Below are 17557 nucleotides of genomic sequence, written 5' to 3'. Positions count from 1 at the left end.
ATGAGCGAAGTACTTGTCGCCGTCGAGACCCCCGGGGCAGCCGTCCCGGGGGTTTCGGGGGCTCGTCAGTTCTGGCGGCGGCTGCGGGCGCAGCGGGCCGCCATGGTCGCGGCGGGCGTCGTCGCGCTGCTCGTCCTGGTCGCGCTCGCCGCGCCCCTGCTCACCGCGCTGGAGGGCCAGGACCCGAACACCTACCACTCCTCTCTGGTGGACTCCGCGCGCGGCGGTGTGCCCGTCGGGTCGCTCGGCGGCATCAGCGGGGACCACTGGCTCGGCGTCGAACCGCAGACAGGACGCGACCTGTTCGCGCGGCTCGTGTACGGCGCCCGGGTCTCGCTGGGGGTCGCGCTGGCCGCCACGGTCGTCCAGGTGTTGATCGGTGTCGTCGTGGGTGTATCGGCCGCGCTCGGCAGTCGATGGGTTGATCAACTGTTGAGCAGGTTCACGGACGTCATCGTCGCCATGCCCCTCATGATCATGTCGTTGGCGCTTCTCGCCATCGTCCCGGCGAGTTTCCCGCGACCCGTCCTGGTCGCGTCGGTCATCGGGTTGATCGCGTGGGGCAGCGTCGCCAAGATCGTGCGCGCCCAGACCCTCACGCTCAAACAGCTCGACCATGTCGCCGCCGCCCGGCTCAGCGGCTGGGGCACCTGGCGCATCGCCCGCCGCGAGCTGCTGCCCGGCATCGCCGCGCCGATCATCACCTACGCGGCGCTGCTGGTGCCGTCCAACATCTCTGCCGAGGCCGCCCTGTCCTTCCTCGGCGTCGGTGTGAAGCCGCCGACGCCGTCCTGGGGACAGATGCTCACCGCCGCCGACGTCTGGTACCAGGCCGCCCCGCAGTACCTGCTGCTGCCCGCCGGCGCGCTCTTCGTCACCGTCCTCGCCCTGACCGTCCTCGGCGACGGTGTGCGCACCGCCCTGGACCCGCGCGCGGCGTCCCGGCTGCGCGTCGGCACCGGCCGCAAGAGGGAGGCCAAGGCATGACCGGCTTTCTGCTACGGCGCGCGCTCGGCGCCGTCGTCACCCTGTTCGCCATCTCGGTGATCGTCTACGTCGTCTTCTACGTCACCCCCGGCAACGTCGCCCAGATCACCTGCGGTCCGCGCTGCTCGCCGGAACAGGTGCACCAGGTCGCCCAGCAGCTCAGGCTCGACGACCCGCTGTACGTGCGCTACTGGCACTTCCTGGAGGGCCTCGTGGCCGGCCAGGACTACTCGACCGGCACCTCCGTGGAGCACTGCTCCGCGCCCTGCCTCGGGCTGTCGTACCAGAGCGACCAGCAGGTCACCCAGCTGATCCTGAACAAGCTGCCGGTCAGCCTGTCGCTGGTGTTCGGCGCGATGGTGCTGTGGCTGATCCTCGGCGTCGGCACCGGCGTCCTGTCCGCCTGGCGGCGCGGCAGGCTCAGCGAGCGGCTGCTGACCGGCGTCACGCTCGCGGGCGTGGCCACGCCCGTCTTCGTGATCGGCCTCGTGCTGATGATCGTCGTCTGCGGACAGTTGCAGTGGCTGCCGTTCCCGCAGTACGTGAAGTTCACCGACGACCCCGAGCAGTGGGCGTGGAACCTGCTGCTGCCCTGGCTCTCGCTCGCGCTCATCGAGGCCGCCGCGTTCGCCCGGCTCACGCGCGCGTCGATGTTGGAGACGCTCGCCGAGGACCACATCCGCACCTTCCGCGCGTACGGCGTGGGGGAGCGGTCCGTCATCGGACGGCACGCGCTGCGCGGGGCGTTCGCGCCGGTCATCGCGCTGAACGCGAACAACTTCGGCTCCGCGGTCGGCGGCGCGGTGCTCACCGAGACCCTCTTCGGGCTCCCCGGCATCGGACAGGAACTGGTGCACGCGGTCAACGTCGTCGACCTGCCGGTCGTCGTCGGGATGGTCCTGGTCATCGGATTCTTCGTGGTGCTCGCCAACGCCGTCGCGGACTTCCTGTACGCGCTGGCCGACCGACGGGTGGTGCTCGCATGAGCCTGGTGGAAGTCACCGACCTGACGGTCGGGTTCGGCTCGCTACGGGCCGTCGACGGCCTCTCCTTCCGCCTGGAGGAGGGCGCGGCTCTCGGTCTGGTCGGCGAGTCCGGCTCCGGCAAGTCCACGGTCGCCTCGGCCCTGCTGGGGCTGCACCGCGGGACGGGAGCCGCCGTGGGCGGCTCGGTACGGGTCGCGGGGACCGACGTACAGGCCGCGTCCGACGAGGAGTTGCGGCGGCTGCGCGGCGGCCGGGCGGCGATGGTCTTCCAGGACCCGCTGTCCTCCCTCGATCCGTACTACGCGATCGGCGACCAGATCGCCGAGGTGTACCGCGTGCACGCGCGCGTGTCGCGCCGTGCGGCACGCGCGCGTGCGGTTGAGGTCCTGCAGCGCGTCGGAATCCCGGACGCGGTACGACGGTCCCGGTCGCGCCCGCACGAGTTCAGCGGAGGCATGCGCCAACGCGCCCTCATCGCCATGGCGCTCGCCTGCGAGCCCGACCTGCTGATCGCCGACGAGCCGACGACCGCGCTGGACGTGACCGTCCAGGCCCAGATCCTCGACCTGCTGCACACCCTGCGCGAGGCGACCGGCATGGGGCTGCTGCTGGTCACGCACGACGTGGGCGTGGCGGCGGAGAGCGTCGACGAGGTGCTGGTCATGCGGCACGGGCGGCTCGTCGAGCACGGCCCGGCGGGCACCGTCCTGGCGACGCCCGCGCAGGCGTACACACGGGAACTGCTGGGCGCGGTACCGCGGGTGGACGTGAAGAGAGAGGTCTTCGATGTCTCCGAGGTTTCCGATGCCTCTGATGCCTCTGATGCCTCTGATGCGTCCAAGGGCGAGGCTGCCGAGAAGCCGGTCGTCAAGGAGGCGGTTGTTGCTGAGGTGGTGCTCGAAGCGAGCGGGCTGCGGCGCGAGTTCGGGCGCGGGAAGCGGGCGTTCGCGGCCGTGGACGGCGTGTCGCTGACAGTCCGCCGGGGCGAGACCCTCGGCGTCGTCGGGGAGAGCGGCAGCGGCAAGACGACGCTGGGCCGGATGCTGGTCGGGCTTCTGGAGCCGACGGCGGGCGAGGTCCGCTACGAGGGGCGGGTGTCGTCGGGCGTGAACCCGACCGTGCAGATGGTCTTCCAGGACCCCGTCTCCTCCCTCAACCCCCGCCGCAGCGTGGGCGAGTCCATCGCCGACCCGCTCCGCGCGCGGGGTGGGCGCGACGATGCGCGCATCAGGAGGCGGGTGACGGAACTGCTGGAGCGCGTGGGACTCGAAGCGGAGCACTACGACCGCTACCCGCACGAGTTCAGCGGCGGTCAGCGCCAGCGCGTCGGCATCGCGCGGGCGCTCGCGGCCGACCCGCACGTCATCGTCTGCGACGAGCCGGTCTCCGCGCTCGACGTGACCACCCAGGCCCAGGTCGTCGCCCTGCTCGGCGAACTGCAGCGCGAACTCGGCCTCGCGCTGGTCTTCGTCGCCCATGACCTGGCCGTGGTGCGCCAGGTCAGCGACCGCGTCGCGGTGATGCGACACGGCCGCGTCGTCGAGGAGGGCCCCGCCGACGAGGTGTACGAGTCGCCGCGCGACCCTTACACCAAGCAGCTCCTGGCCGCCGTACCGGCGCTCGACCCGGCGGTCGCGGCCCGGCGGCGCGCCGAACGGCGGGAGTTGGCCGTGGCGTAACGTTTCGCGGTCGGATGATCTCTTAGCGCGACCGAACGCGACCCGCACGGGAAAGTTACGACCGTTCACCCCTTTTGGTGGTGCGACGGACAACCGTCCGTCGCACCACCGCCTTGTCCGCATACGTTCGTCCCGCTGCGAGCCGCCGGGTCAACGGCGGCTCCCCAAACGGGAGATCGGGGGCGCGCGTGCGTATCGGACTGCTTACGGAGGGTGGCTATCCGTATGTGAGCGGTGACGCCGGGGTCTGGTGCGACCGGCTCGTGCGCGGGCTCGGACAGCACGACTTCGACGTCTATGCCCTCAGCCGCGCCGAACACCAGGAGGACGCGGGCTGGGTCGAGCTTCCGCCGCAGGTCAGCCGGGTGCGCACGGCGCCGCTGTGGACGGCCGAGGAAGACGGGGTCGCATACGGCCGGCGCGCGCGCCGCCGCTTCGCGGAGTTCTACGGCGAGCTGGTGACCGCCCTGTGCGAGGGCGAGTCCCCGGACCCGGCGCACTCCTCGGCGGACCCTTCGGCGGACTCTTCGCACGGCTCGGCGCTCTCCTTTGGGGCCGGTCCCGCCGTTCAGGCGGACCGTTTCGCCAACGCGCTGTACGGCCTCGCCGAACTCGCCCGGGACGAGGGCGGGCTGGTGGGAGCGCTCCGCTCGGAGGGCGCCGTGCGCGCCCTGGAACGTGCCTGCCGCGCGCCCGGCGCGCTGCGCACGACGCGTGAGGCGCGCGTCCCCGACCTGCTCGCCGTCGCCGCACATCTCGAGCGCGCCCTGCGCCCCCTCTCGCTCGACTGGTACGACGACGAGACGGGCGACGGGGGAGAGGGCCTCGGCGCGGTCGACCTGTGCCATGCCACGTCCGGCGGCCCGGCGGCCCTGCCAGGGCTGCTCGCCCGGCACTTCTTCGACGTGCCGCTGCTGGTGACCGAGTACGGGGTCCGGCTGCGGACGCACTATCTGAGCTCCGGCGAGGCCCCCGCCGTTCGTGCCCTGCTCGCCGCCTTCCACGGCCGGCTCGCGGCCGAGGTCTACCGACGGGCGGCGTGCGTCACGCCGGGCAACACCCACGCCCGGCGCTGGCAGGAGCGGTGCGGCGCCGACCGCGCCAAACTGCGCACCGTCTACCCGGGCATGGCGGCGTCCCGCTTCGCCGAGGTGGGCGAGGCCCCGGACACCGCCGATCCGCACACCCTGGTCTGGGTCGGCCGGGTGGAACCGGCGAAGGACCTGGTGTCGCTGCTGCACGCCTTCGCGGAGGTCCGCAAGGAGGAGCCGCGCGCCCGCCTGCGGATCATCGGCGCGCCGGCCGGCACGGAGGGCCGGGCCTATCTCGGCGACTGCCGGATGCTGGCCGCTCAGCTCTTCCCCGACGAGGCGGAGGGACCGCACGCCGTCGGCGACAACCCGGTCTCCTTCGAGGAGATCGGCGGCCCGGAGGCGCCCACCCTGGCCGAGGCGTACGCGGCCGGAGCGGTCGTCGTCCTGTCCAGCGTCGTCGAGGGGTTCCCGGTCGGCCTGGTCGAGGCGATGTTCTGCGGCCGGGCGACCGTGTCGACGGACGTCGGCGCGGTGGTCGAGGTGATCGGCGGCACGGGACTGGTCGTCCCGCCGCGCAATCCACGGGCGCTCGCGGAGGCCTGCGGGGCATTGCTTCGCGACCCCGAGCGCCGTGCGCGCCTGGGGGCGGCCGCCCGCGCCCGCGCCCTCGAACTGTTCACGGTCGAGCAGAACATCGCGGCGTTCCACGGCATCTACCTGGAGCTCGTCTCCCGGGCCCCGTTTCGTCGGTTCGTCCTCGGCCACGACGGCGAACCCCGGCCGTTCGCCGTTCCGCCCGAGGCCAGGCTGCCGGGCTCGTGGACCGACCTGGGCACGCGTGTCACCGCCGGGCACACCCCGGCCTGGGCGGAGAGGCCGCCGGTACGCGGCAGTTCACCGGTCGCCGCGACGGAGGGAGCACGATGAGCGGGCTCGACGAACTGGACCGACGGGGGCCGACGGAAAGCGCCGAGGCGCGTATCGGCGGGCGCACCGATACGCGTACCGGCGCGCACGTCGGCGCCGACACGGTCGCCGACGACGCCACGGTTGCCGACGGCCGTAAGCCGGCCGCTCCCCGCCGTGGCGTCGTGGACCCGGTGAAGTCCTTGATGCACCGGCACCGTGAGCTGTGCGAACGGGCCGTCGACCCGCTGGAGATCGCCGCGGGCCTGGAGGCCCACGGAGTCACCGACCGCACCGCGGCGCGCTTCCGGCACCGGGACGTCTTCTCCCTCGCGGAGGAGATGTACGCCCGCGTCCCGCGCGACGGCGACGCACCCCCGGCGAGTCCGTCGACCGCGATCCCGAGACCCCGTCTGGACTGGGCGCTGCTCACCCTCCTCCCGGGCGTCCTGTGTGCCGCGACCGTGACCGGTGTACGCCTCACCCAGGGGCGGACGTGTCTCCTCGTCGCTGCCGCGGGGATCCTCGGCGTGACCCTCGCCCTGCACGCGGCCCTGCGCCGGGGCCCGCTGCGCCCGCACAGCGGCGCCCACCCCGGCCGGCACCGGACGGACGCCTGGACCTGCTGGCTTCTCGGCTACGCGGCCCTCGGCGACGGCCTCCTGCGCGCCGCCGTCGGAGGTGGACCCGACGGCCTGCCCGACGGAACGGTCCACGGCCCCTGGCCCCTCGCCGCCGCCCCGCTGCTCACCCTCGCCCTGGCCTGCGCGCCCGCCGCCTGGAGCGCCCACCTCCTCGCCGTCCGCGCGCGCCGGCGCCTGGACACCAGCCGGGGCCTGGAGGAGTTCGCCGCCTCCGTACGGCCGTTGCTGCTCGGCACCATCGCCCTGTTCCTGTGTGCGCTCGCCGCACTGCACGCCCTCTGTGTCACGACCCTGGGCGAGCCCGCCGACTACGGTCACACCCTCGCCCTGGGTGTGCTCCTCTTCCTCGCCCGCCTCCTCATGGTGCACGGCTTCACCCACGCCCCGGCGGTCGTCCTCGGCGCCGCCGGCACGGCCGAGGTGCTCGCCCCGGCCATGGTCTTCGCAGGCCGCCTGCCCGGCTGCGGCTTTCTGGCGGCGCCCGTGGAGAGCCTCGTGACCGTCTGGGGCCCGGACGGTGTGCCGTCCCTTATCTGCGCAGCTGCCGCTCTGATCCTCCTCGTCCACGCCACCCGCACGCTGACCAGAGCCTCGGCCCACGCCCGGACGGACCAACCGTGCTGACCCGAACCCACCCCCACCTCCCCCACCGGGCGCCCCGGGCACCTGCCCTACCAGCTCAAAAACCGGCCCAACCGAGCCCGACGGCCCTCCCGCCGGCTCGGGAGGCAGCTCTGCCGGGCGCGGAGGCTGTCCTGCCGGCTCGGGAGGCAGTTCTGCCGGGCGCGGATGCCGTCCTGCCGGATCGGGAGGCTGTTCTGCCGGGCGCGGAGGCTGTCCTGCCGGGTCGGGAGGCTGTTCTGCCGGGCCCGGAAGCCGCCCCGCCGTGCCCGGAGGCTGTCCCGCCGGGTCGGGATGCCGTCCTGCCCAGTCCGACGGTCGTCCTGGTGAGCTGGGAGGCCGGCCCGCCCAGCCCGGCAGTCGTCTCGCCGGCTCGGGAGGCCGGCCTGTCGGGTCGGGAGGCCGGCCTGTCGGGCTCGGAAGGCGTGCTGCTGAGCTCGCAGGCCCTCCCGCCGAGCCCGGCGGGCGTTCCGGCGAACCCTGCGGCCGTTCCGCCAGGTCGGGAAGTTGTCCCACCGAGTTCCGGGGAGGGGCCGAGGAGTTCGCAGGCGGGCTCGGGGACTTCATGGCGTCGCTCTTCTACTTCCGCCGGTCAGTGGCCGCCCGCCCCCGCCAGGCGCCGGCCATCAGCACCTCCGCCACCGCGCGCAGCGCAACCCCCACCGTGCCCCGACCGCACGACGCACGCGCTCCTCCACCCAGCCGCAACCCAGCGCATCACCCTTGAAGGAGAGACCAGATGACCACCTCCCGATCCGGAGGGACCGGAGCCACCGGGGCACCCGCGGTCGCAGGAGCCCCCGCGGTCACAGGAGCAGCAGGAGCACACCGGGCGACCGGAGCCCACGCAGCCCAGGCGACAGCCGCCGCGCACACCCCGGGAGCCGCACGATGAGGGTTCTGCTGATCGGAGCCAACGGCTACCTCGGCCGTTTCGTCGCCGACCGTCTGCTCGCCGACCCGGCCGTCCAGCTCACCGCGCTCGGCCGCGGCGACGACGCCGACGTCCGTTTCGACCTCGCGTCCGGCAGCCCCGGCGCCCTCACCCGCTTCCTCGACGCGGTCCACCCCCAGGTCGTCGTCAACTGCGCGGGCACCACCCGCGGCGGCGCCCGAGAACTCACCCGGCACAACACCGTCGCCGTCGCCACCGTCTGCGAGGCCCTGCGGCGCAGCGGCTGCGGCGCCCGGCTGGTACAGATCGGCTGCGGCGCCGAGTACGGCCCGAGCCAGCCCGGCTCCTCCACGGCCGAGGACGCCGTGCCCCGCCCCGGCGGCCCGTACGGCGTCAGCAAACTCGCCGCCACCGAACTCGTCCTCGGCTCCGGTCTGGACGCCGTCGTGCTCCGGGTCTTCTCGCCCGCGGGGCCGGGCACGCCCGCCGGCTCCCCGCTGGGCCGGCTCGCCGAGGCGATGCGCCGCGCCATGCAGTCCGGCGACGGTGAGTTGAAGCTCGGCGGGCTCGGTGTGCAACGCGACTTCATCGACGTCCGCGACGTGGCCCGCGCCGTGCACGCCGCCTCCCTCTCCGCCGCGCAGGGCGTCATCAACATCGGCTCGGGCCGCGCCGTCCGGCTGCGCGACGCCGCGTCGATCCTCGCCCGGGTGGCCGGATACGCGGGTGCCCTGCACGAACTGGACGGCCCGCCCGGCGGCCACCTCAGGCCCGCCATCGGCCACCCCCGCCCGGAGTCCGACCATGCGGGCCCCGCCGCGTTCCCGTACCCGGACGGCTGCGGCAGCTGGCAGCAGGCCGATGTGCGCACCGCCCGCGACCGGCTCGGCTGGCGGCCCCGGATCAACCTCGAGGAGTCCCTCGCCGACATCTGGATGGAGGCGGCATGTCGTATCTGACGGGAACCCCGGTGGGCACCGCGAGCGCCGGTACCACCGACGTCCGCACCGGCCTCGGTGTCCCCGGTATCGCGCACCCCCTCCTCGCGCCCGCCGAGTGGGGCGAACTCGCCCGCCCCGGCAAGCCGCTGCACTGGGTCGTCCTCGACGTCGCCGACGGCCCCGGCGTCCGCCCCGACCCGCGCTGCCTGGAATCCGTGGGCCGGCTGCGCAACGCGGGCATCCGGGTCCTCGGCAACATCGACATCTGCTACGGGGCGCGCGCCTTCGCCGAGGTCGTCTCCGACGCGCAGCGGTACCTCGACTGGTATCAGGTCGACGGCTTCCTCCTGGACCGCTGCCCGGCCGAGCGCACCGCCCTCCCCGAGCTGCGCCGCATAGTCGGCACGCTCCGCGCCCTGCGTGACGCGTCCCACATCGTCCTCGGCCACGGCACCCACCCGTATCCGGGATACGCCGAGCACGCCGACCAGTTGGTCACCTTCTCCGGCCCCTGGAGCGATTACCGCTGGTCGCAGGTGGCCGAGTGGACCTCGGACCATCCGCCCGAGCGGTTCTGCCACTTCGTGCACGGCGTGCCGCGCGGCCACCTCGACGAGGCGCTGCGCATCGCCCGCTGGCAGGGCGCCGCGACGATCTGGTTCACCGACGGCACCGACCGCGACGGCCTGACCGATCCCTGGGAGACCATGCCCGGCTACTGGGACGAACTCGTCTCGCGGATCGGAACAGGTGTCTCGGAATGAAGAAGGCCATGGCAGTGTTACGGAGAGAACAACTGTAGTGATCGACCGACCAACGGAGTCCCCGTGTCGCTGCCACCCCTGGTCGAGCCAGCCTCTGAGCTCACCGTAGACGAGGTTCGACGGTACTCCCGCCACCTGATCATCCCGGATGTGGGGATGGACGGGCAGAAGCGGCTGAAGAACGCCAAGGTGCTCTGTGTGGGCGCCGGCGGCCTGGGCTCGCCGGCGCTGATGTACCTGGCCGCGGCGGGCGTGGGCACGCTCGGCATCGTGGAGTTCGACGAGGTCGACGAGTCGAACCTGCAGCGCCAGATCATCCACAGCCAGGCCGACATCGGCCGCTCCAAGGCCGTGTCCGCCCGCGACTCCGTCCTCGGCATCAACCCGTACGTGAACGTGATCCTTCACGAAGAGCGGCTCGAGGCCGAGAACGTGATGGACATCTTCAGCCAGTACGACCTGATCGTCGACGGCACGGACAACTTCGCGACCCGCTACCTGGTCAACGACGCGTGCGTGCTGCTGAACAAGCCGTACGTGTGGGGCTCGATCTACCGCTTCGACGGCCAGGCCTCCGTGTTCTGGTCCGAGCACGGCCCCTGCTACCGCTGCCTCTACCCGGAGCCCCCGCCGCCGGGCATGGTCCCCTCCTGCGCCGAGGGCGGCGTGCTGGGCGTGCTGTGCGCGTCCATCGGCTCCATCCAGGTCACCGAGGCGATCAAGGTCCTCACCGGCACCGGTGAGCCGTTGGTCGGCCGTCTGATGATCTACGACGCCCTGGAGATGCAGTACCGCCAGGTCAAGGTCCGCAAGGACCCTGAGTGCGCGGTCTGCGGCGAGAACCCGACCGTCACCGAGCTCATCGACTACGAGGCCTTCTGCGGCGTCGTCTCCGAAGAGGCCCAGGCGGCGGCCGCCGGCGCGACGATCACTCCCAAGCAGCTCAAGGAGTGGATCGACGACGGCGAGAACATCGAGATCATCGACGTCCGCGAGCCGAACGAGTACGAGATCGTCTCCATCCCGGGCGCCAAGCTGATCCCGAAGAACGAGTTCCTCCTCGGCACCGCCCTGGAGGGCCTGCCGCAGGACAAGAAGATCGTCTTGCACTGCAAGACGGGTGTCCGCAGCGCGGAGGTCCTCGCGGTGCTGAAGTCCGCGGGCTTCGCGGACGCCGTGCACGTCGGCGGCGGCGTGATCGGCTGGGTCAACCAGATCGAGCCGAGCAAGCCGATCTACTGACCCGGCCGCACGCTCTGCCCACCGGTCTTCCCGGTCGGATCGGCGGGGGTTTCGCGTACCACGAGTGCGCGAAGCCCCCGCCGTCGTCATGAGCAGACCGTGCCGTCCTTCGGCACCGTTCCCTTCAACAGATACGCGTTCACCGCCGAGTCGACGCAGCTGCTCCCGCTCCCGTACGCACCGTGCCCCTCGCCCTTCCAGGTGAGCAGCACCCCGACGCCCTTGCCCAGCTCGTCGGCCATCTTCCGCGCGCCCTCGTACGGCGTCGCCGGGTCGCCGGTGTTGCCGACCAGCAGGATCGGCGCCGCACCGGCCGCGCTCACCTCCGGGGTGTCGTACTGCCCGGCCACCGGCCAGTCGTGGCACCATCCGGCCGTGTCCCAGCCGAGGAAGTCCCCGAACACGGGCGAGATCTTCTCGAACTCCGGCAGCAGCTTCTTCGTCTCCTCGGCGGTCGGCCGCTGCTTGTCGTCCAAGCACGATATGACCCGTTGCGAGTGGGTCGTCGTGCCGTAGTGCCCCGAGGTGTCCCGCTCGTTGTAGCCGTCGGCGAGCGTCAGCAGTTCGGAGCCGTCCCCGGCCTCGGCAGCCTTCAGGGCGCTGGTCAGGCTCGGCCAGCCCGACTTGCTGTACAGCGGCAGGACGATGCCGGTGACCGCGAGCGTCTGTGTCAGCTTCCGCCCGTCCGCCGTGGGCAGCGGCTTGGCGTCGATCCCGTCCAGCAGGTCGGCGATCTTCTTGCTGCCCTTCGCGGGGTCCTGGCCCGTCGACTTGAGGTAGTCGTCCAGTGCCCGCTGGAAGCCGCGTGCCTGGTTCTGCGCGTGGCCCACCGAGTCGGCGCTCGGGTCGACGACCGCGTCGAGGATCAGCCGTCCCACGTTCTTCGGGAACAAGTGGGCGTACACGCCGCCCAGTTCGGTGCCGTAGGAGATGCCGAAGTAGTGCATCTTCGCGTCGCCGAGGACCTGGCGCATCAGGTCCATGTCGCGGGCGGTGTCGGTCGTCGATACATGGGCCATCAGCTTGCCCGCGGCCTTCTCGCAGCCCTTGCCGAAGTCGGTGGCGTCCTGGAAGTAGGCCTGTTCCTCGGCCTGGGTGTCCGGGGTGGAGTCGAGGGACTCGGCGGTCCGGATGTCCTTGTCGCTGCGGCAGCGGACGCCCTCGCTGGCGCCGACCCCGCGCGGGTCCCAGCTCACCAGGTCATAGTGGTCGCGGAGCGAGGAGAACGCGGAGCCGTAGGAGGGCAGCGTCGATACACCCGAGCCGCCGGGGCCGCCGAAGTTGAACAGCAGCGAGCCGGTCCGATCGCCTCCGCCGGCGCGGGACTTGGCGCGCACCAGGGCGAGGCCGATGGTGCCGCCGTCCGGCTTCGACCAGTCCAGCGGCACCTTCAGTGTCGAGCACTGCCAGTCGCTGTCCGGTGCGGCGGAGTCCTTGGTGGCCTTGCAGCGCCCCCAGTCGAGCTTCTGCCCGGTCAGGGCGGCGGGCGGGGCCGCCTCCGGGGCCGTCGCCCCGGAGGAGGCGGCCGAGGGGCGCGCGCCGGCCGAGCCGTCCTTACCGTCCTCGCCGCCGTCCGACGTGCCGCTGCTGCAGCCTGCCCCCAGCAGCGCGGCGGCGGCCCCCAGCGCCGCCCACCGTACGAATCGCGCCATGTGCATGTCCCCCCTCGCAGGCCGCCCGCACTCGGCGGCGGACGGCTGTCAGGCCATATTAGGCGGAGCCAAGCCTGACCGTCTGAGCCTGTGGATAACCTTTTGACCTGCTGGTTTTCCGGAAAAGTGTCAGGGGTCGGGGGGCCTGAGGTCAGGAGCAGACGGTCCCTGCGGCCGGCATCTTGCCGTTCAGCAGATAGCCGTTCACCGCCGCCTGCACGCACTTGTTCTTGCTGTCGTACGCGCCGTGCCCCTGCCCCTTGTACGTCAGCTCGACCCCGACGCCCTTGCCCAGCGCTTCCACCATCTTCCGCGCCCCCTCGTACGGGGTCGCCGGGTCACCGGTGTTGCCCACCACGAGGATCGGCGCCGAGCCTGGCGCGCTCACGTCCGGATGATCGGCCGCGCCCGGCACGGCCCAGTCGGTGCAGCCGACCATCCCCCAGGCCAGGAAGTCGCCGAACAGGCTGGAGGCGGCCCGGAACTCCGGCAGCTTCTCCTCCACATAGGCGGTGGAGTAACGCGGCTTGTCGTCGGCGCAGTTGATGGAGACGTTGGCGGCCGTGATGTTGCTGTACTCGCCGTTCTCGCTGCGCCCGTTCATCAGGTCGGACAGCAGCAGCAGAATCCTGCCGTCCCCGGCGTAGGCCTGCTCCAGGCCCTCGGTGAGGTACTCCCAGAAGTCCTTGGAGTACAGGGCCTGCGCGATGCCGTTGGTCGCGGCGCTCTGGGTCAGTTCGCGCGGGAAGATGCCCGGGATCGGCTTGCCGTCCAGGTCGTTGAGGAACCTGGTGATCCGGTCCTTCACGTCCTGCGCGGTGTCCCCGACGGGGCAGGCCACCGTTTTGGACGTGCAGTCCTCGGCGAAGTTGTCGAGCGCGAGCTGGAATCCCCTGGCCTGCCCGAGCGAGCCCTGCTCGGACGTCTGCGTCGGGTCGACGACCGCGTCGAAGACGGCGCGCCCCACGTTCTTCGGGAACAAGTGGGCGTACACGCCGCCCAGTTCGGTGCCGTAGGAGATGCCGAAGTAGTGCAGCTTCGCGTCGCCGAGGACCTGGCGCATCAGGTCCATGTCGCGGGCCGCGTCCGTGGTCCGCACATGCGGCAGCATCTTCTCGGAGTTCTTCTCGCAGGCCGCGTTGAAATGCTTGGTGTTGTCCAGCAGCGCGGTGCGCTCGGCCGCGTCGTCGGGCGTGGCGTCCTGCTGGAAGTACACGTCGAGTTGTTGGTCGTTCTCGCATCGCACGCCGGCGCTGCGGCCGACCCCGCGCGGGTCGAAGCTCACCAGGTCATAGCGGGTGCGCAGGGCCGCGTATACGGTGCCGAAGGCGGGCAGGGTGGAGACGCCCGAGCCGCCGGGGCCGCCGAAGTTGAAGACCAGAGAGCCGATCCGCCCGCTCGCGTCGCCGCTCGCCCGGGCCCGGATCAGCGCGATGCCGATCGTGTCGCCCTTGGGGTCGGTCCAGTCCAGGGGCGCCTTCATCGTGGCGCACTGCCACTGGTCGCCGTCCGGCAGCGGGGACGGGGCGCTGCCGCCGCCCTCGGCCGGGGAGGGCGCCGGGCAGTCCTGCCAGCTCAGCTTCTGCGCCGTCAGGTCCCCGTCCTGCGCGTCGTCGCCGCAGCCCGCCACCACCGAGGACAGCAGAAGGGCGGTGGCGGTCACGGCGGCGGCACGCAGGCGGGACGGGTTCGGCATGATCCCATCCTGCGGTCGCCCGCGGGCACGCGCGCGGGGCGCGGGCCGTACGAGGTACGGGCACCCACGGCCTGCTACAGGGCGCCCTTGCGGCTCAGGTGGTTGAAGGCCAGCCAGCCCGGCAGCACGGGCAGCCACAGCGTCAGCAGGCGGAACAGCAGCACCGCGGGAGCCGCTACCTCCTTGGGCAGTCCCACTGCGATCAGACCGACCGTCAGGGTCGCCTCGACGGCTCCGACTCCGCCCGGCGTCGGGGCGGCGGAGCCGAGTGCGTTGCCGGCGAGGAAGACGACGGCGACGCTGGCGATGCTGAGCGAGGTCGACTCGTCGCCGAACGCGCGGATCGATGCGTCCAGGCACATCACGAAGCAGGCGGTGAGCAGGAGCATGCCGCCGATGCCGGTGACCAGCTTCTGCGGCCGCTGCAGCACGTCCAGCATGCGCGGCACGACGCCCGCGAACAGCGACCTCACGCGCGTGACGACGAACTTCCGCAGGAACGGCACCGACGTCACCACGAGCACGAGCACCGCCACCGTGAGCAGTCCCGCGATGACTGTGCGGGACGGCGACAGCGACGGCGTCTTCTCGGTGCCGGTGAGGTAGCCGAACGACAGCAGCATCAGGATGTGGCAGCCGAGCCCGAACAACTGCGAGGCGCCGACGCTGGCCACCGCGAGCCCGGGCCGCACCCCGGCGCGCTGCAGGAAGCGCGTGTTGAGGGCGACCCCGCCGACCGCGGCCGGGGCCACGATCTTCACGAACGACCCGGCGACCTGCGCGGCCACGGTCCGCGGGAACGGCACCCGCTCCGGCACGAACCCCAGCAGGCTCATCGCCGCGGCGACATAGCTCAGCGCCGAGAAGAATACGGCCGCGGCGACCCAGCCCCACTCGGCGTTGGCGACGAGCGGACCGAACTCGATGTGGGTGAGCTGCGTCAGCAGGAAGTACGCGCCGATGGCTCCTGCGATGAAGCTCATCAGGGTGCGGGGCCGTACCCGCTCCAGGCGGGCCGGCTCCACCGGCGCCTGGGGCCGGATCAGCAGCACCTGGTGCCGGATCTGCGTCAGCAGGTCCTCCTCGCGTGCCTCCTCCAGCGCCTCGTCGATGGCCCGCTTCTCGGCCCGCGCCTCCGCGCGGACGGCTTTCTTGCCGGGTCTCTCCGGGGCGACGGTCTCGATGTCGTCGCCGGTCGCCTCCAGGCGGGCCTGCTTGGCCTGCTGGGAGGCCTCCAGGACCGCCTCGCGTTCGCGCTGTGCACGCTCGCGTGCCAGTCGGCGTAGCGTCGCGCGCGTGGAGCGGGTCAGTGCGATGGGCTGGAGCATCGGCAGACAGTCCGCGACCGCGTCCGGTCCGAGCACGCCCACCGCGGATGCCACCGCCCGTTCGGCGCCCACCCGCAGGCCGAGCGTCGTCACCAACTGGGCGACGTCCATCCGCAGCAGCAGATCGCCGGCCGCGATCTCGCCGCCGCGCAGGTCGGTGAGGATCACCGTGCCGGAACGATCCACCAGTATCGCGTCACCCGCGAGCCGACGGTGCGCGATGCGCCGCGACTGCAAGGACTGCACCTGGCGCCAGGTGTTGCGCAGCAGGTCGTCGGTGATCTCCTCGTCCGCCAGCGAGTCGAGGGTGCGGCCGCCGGTGTGCTCGTAGACGAGTATCACCGCGTCGGGGCCGAGCTCCGACGTCGCGATCAGCTTCGGCGCGTTGGCGCCGGCCGCGATGGCCGCGTAGGCGAGCAGCGCCTCCTGCTCCAGCGCCTGGCGCAGCGACTGCAGGCTGCTGCGGGTGGCGAAGCCGCGCAGGGTCAGATTGCGCCACGCCCGGTAGAAGAACCCCTGGGCCTGCTGTTCCCGGTCGACGACCGTGACGTCCAGCGGCGGACCGTCCTCCAGGGTGACGAAATAGCGGCGGCCGCGGTCGCCCTCCGCCGCGTCCGGGCTGTCCTCGCGGGCCGCGCTCACCGGGCGGAAGCCGACATGCCGCAGACCCGCCATCAGCGTCCGCCCTGTGGGGCGCACGTTCGGCGAGCCGACCGCGTACAGCGTGCCGTAGGCCACGGTCCAGCCGATCAGCACGGTGAGGATGATCGAGAACGGTGTCGTGTAGCCGGTGACGAGCATCGAGAAGGCGTCGAGGAGCAGCACGATCCACAGCACCGAGCGCCAGCGCGGCCGACGGGACATGCCGACGGCCGTCATGTACGCGATAACGGGCGCGAGGTAGCCGTGCACCGGGTCGGTGAGGGCGTGGATGTCACCGGGGGAGGGCTGGGTGAGCGCTTCCTGGATCGAGTCCGGCGCGGCCTTCGCGACCCATAGATCGGTGGCGAGGGTCACACCGTGGGCGAGGACCGCGGCGAGCACACCGTCGGCGATGCGCAGTCCGTCCCGTTTGATCAGCCGTTCGATCGCGAACGCGACCGGCACCAGCAGGATCGCGATGCTGGACGCCAGACCGGCGATCTTGATGAGGAGGTCGGGGGCCTGCCCGGTGCCCTTGTTGATGTCCTGTTCGAGCCCGGAGGTGGTTCCGTGTGCGAACGCGGCGATGGCCAGGAGCAGGATGACGGCGAGCACGCCGACCAGCAGCCGCATCAGGTCGGAAGGGCGGTGCACGCGCGCGGGGAGCAGCGGTTCGTCGCCCTCGACCTCGTCGATGTGCACCTCTTCCGGTGTCTGTTCTTCCCGTGCTTCCGGGCCTTGCGGTTGTTCGGCGATGCCAGGGCGCGACGCGGCCTCGGAGGCGTCCTCCGCGCCCTCAGGCTGCACACCCTGCTGCTTCATCGTCTCTTCTTGATCTCGTATCACCGGTCACCGCTCGCACGATGGTGGCATGCCCCACCGACACACGGGGGCATCAGGGTGCAAATGCGGGGGCGCACAGTCTGCCCGAAGCGCCGCCCGGGGGCGAGGGTCACCCGGGGGCGCGGGCTCGTCGCATTGTCGGTGGGGTGGGGCAGGATGGGGCGGATGAGCGAGCAGAGCCTTCCGGACGACGCCCGCCCGGAGTACACGGACGCGCTGCCGGAGTACGCCGAGCGGGTCCTCGAGGTCACGGAGCTGATCCCGCCCGGGCGGGTCATGACGTACGGGGACGTCGCCGAATGGCTCGAGGAAGGCGGCCCCCGACAGGTCGGACGTGTGATGGCCCTCTACGGGGGCGCCGTCCCGTGGTGGCGCGTCGTGCGCGCGGACGGGGTGCTCCTGCCCGGGCACGAACTGCGGGCGCTGGACCACTACCGCGCCGAGGGCACGCCCCTGAAGCAGGCGAGCAGGGCCGCCGAGGGCCATGTGCCGCGCCTCGACATGAGGCGGGCGCGGTGGGAGGGCGGCGAACGCACGGAAGGTCACACCTGACAGCTTCCGCCATCGGAGGTGCCTGAGGGGAGCCTTGGGCCCGTACGAGGGAAACCGGCGAAATCGGGCACGTCGGTGGCATGACGTACGTTCGAGGGGCGCGGGGCGGAGAAGGCGGCCCCCGGCCAACCAGCACACCCACCAG

12 protein-coding genes are annotated in these 17557 nt (G+C 72.1%); 9 read left to right on the top strand and 3 right to left on the bottom strand.

Annotated elements, in window-relative coordinates; translation table 11 throughout:
• The 8 genes from ACZ5SK_RS31150 to moeZ all read left to right on the top strand — a co-directional run bounded on the left by ACZ5SK_RS31150 (position 1) and on the right by moeZ (position 10699).
• Complete coding sequence (locus ACZ5SK_RS31150; RefSeq protein ID WP_334577409.1) at positions 1-987, top strand: ABC transporter permease; 987 nt, start codon at positions 1-3, stop codon at positions 985-987.
• Positions 984-1973, top strand: coding sequence for an ABC transporter permease (locus ACZ5SK_RS31145; RefSeq protein ID WP_334577408.1), 990 nt, complete (start codon positions 984-986; stop codon positions 1971-1973). Before ACZ5SK_RS31150 ends, ACZ5SK_RS31145 begins: the two co-directional genes overlap by 4 nt.
• The gene (locus tag ACZ5SK_RS31140) at positions 1970-3652 is read left to right on the top strand and encodes an ABC transporter ATP-binding protein (protein ID WP_334577407.1); all 1683 of its coding nucleotides are present in this window, start codon (positions 1970-1972) and stop codon (positions 3650-3652) included. Before ACZ5SK_RS31145 ends, ACZ5SK_RS31140 begins: the two co-directional genes overlap by 4 nt.
• Before the next feature lie 227 nt (positions 3653-3879).
• Positions 3880-5613 (top strand): glycosyltransferase, encoded by a 1734-nt coding sequence (locus tag ACZ5SK_RS31135; RefSeq protein ID WP_468576746.1) that lies wholly within the window; start codon positions 3880-3882, stop codon positions 5611-5613.
• A complete protein-coding gene (locus tag ACZ5SK_RS31130; protein ID WP_468576745.1) occupies positions 5610-6860 on the top strand; it encodes a hypothetical protein in 1251 nt (416 codons plus the stop codon). The genes ACZ5SK_RS31135 and ACZ5SK_RS31130 overlap by 4 nt, the downstream gene beginning before the upstream one ends.
• An 888-nt stretch (positions 6861-7748) precedes the next feature.
• On the top strand, positions 7749-8711 hold the full coding sequence (locus tag ACZ5SK_RS31125) for an NAD-dependent epimerase/dehydratase family protein (protein WP_334577404.1): 963 nt from the start codon (positions 7749-7751) through the stop codon (positions 8709-8711).
• Entirely contained in the window at positions 8699-9457 is a 759-nt protein-coding gene (locus ACZ5SK_RS31120; protein ID WP_334577403.1) for a spherulation-specific family 4 protein, read from the top strand. The genes ACZ5SK_RS31125 and ACZ5SK_RS31120 overlap by 13 nt, the downstream gene beginning before the upstream one ends.
• A gap of 63 nt (positions 9458-9520) precedes the next feature.
• Entirely contained in the window at positions 9521-10699 is a 1179-nt protein-coding gene (gene moeZ / locus ACZ5SK_RS31115; RefSeq protein WP_334577402.1) for an adenylyltransferase/sulfurtransferase MoeZ, read from the top strand.
• Between the two features lie 86 nt (positions 10700-10785).
• Here moeZ and ACZ5SK_RS31110 read toward each other — a convergent pair whose 3' ends face one another.
• From ACZ5SK_RS31110 to ACZ5SK_RS31100, 3 genes are all read right to left on the bottom strand, one after another.
• On the bottom strand, positions 10786-12351 hold the full coding sequence (locus ACZ5SK_RS31110; protein ID WP_334577401.1) for an alpha/beta hydrolase: 1566 nt from the start codon (positions 12349-12351) through the stop codon (positions 10786-10788).
• Positions 12352-12502: 151 nt separating this feature from the next.
• Positions 12503-14047, bottom strand: coding sequence for an alpha/beta hydrolase (locus ACZ5SK_RS31105; protein ID WP_468576744.1), 1545 nt, complete (start codon positions 14045-14047; stop codon positions 12503-12505).
• Between the two features lie 74 nt (positions 14048-14121).
• On the bottom strand, positions 14122-16839 hold the full coding sequence (locus tag ACZ5SK_RS31100; protein WP_334577399.1) for a lysylphosphatidylglycerol synthase domain-containing protein: 2718 nt from the start codon (positions 16837-16839) through the stop codon (positions 14122-14124).
• Between the two features lie 186 nt (positions 16840-17025).
• Here ACZ5SK_RS31100 and ACZ5SK_RS31095 point away from each other — a divergent pair, with 186 nt between their 5' ends.
• Positions 17026-17412: an MGMT family protein gene (locus tag ACZ5SK_RS31095; protein WP_334577398.1), complete on the top strand. Its 387-nt coding sequence runs from the start codon at positions 17026-17028 to the stop codon at positions 17410-17412.
• Positions 17413-17557 lie beyond the last annotated feature (145 nt).

Source organism: Streptomyces sp. NPDC031474 (assembly GCF_055581185.1).
The sequence above is the reverse complement of the archived record's forward strand: the minus strand, read 5'-3'. Positions and strand labels throughout refer to the sequence as shown.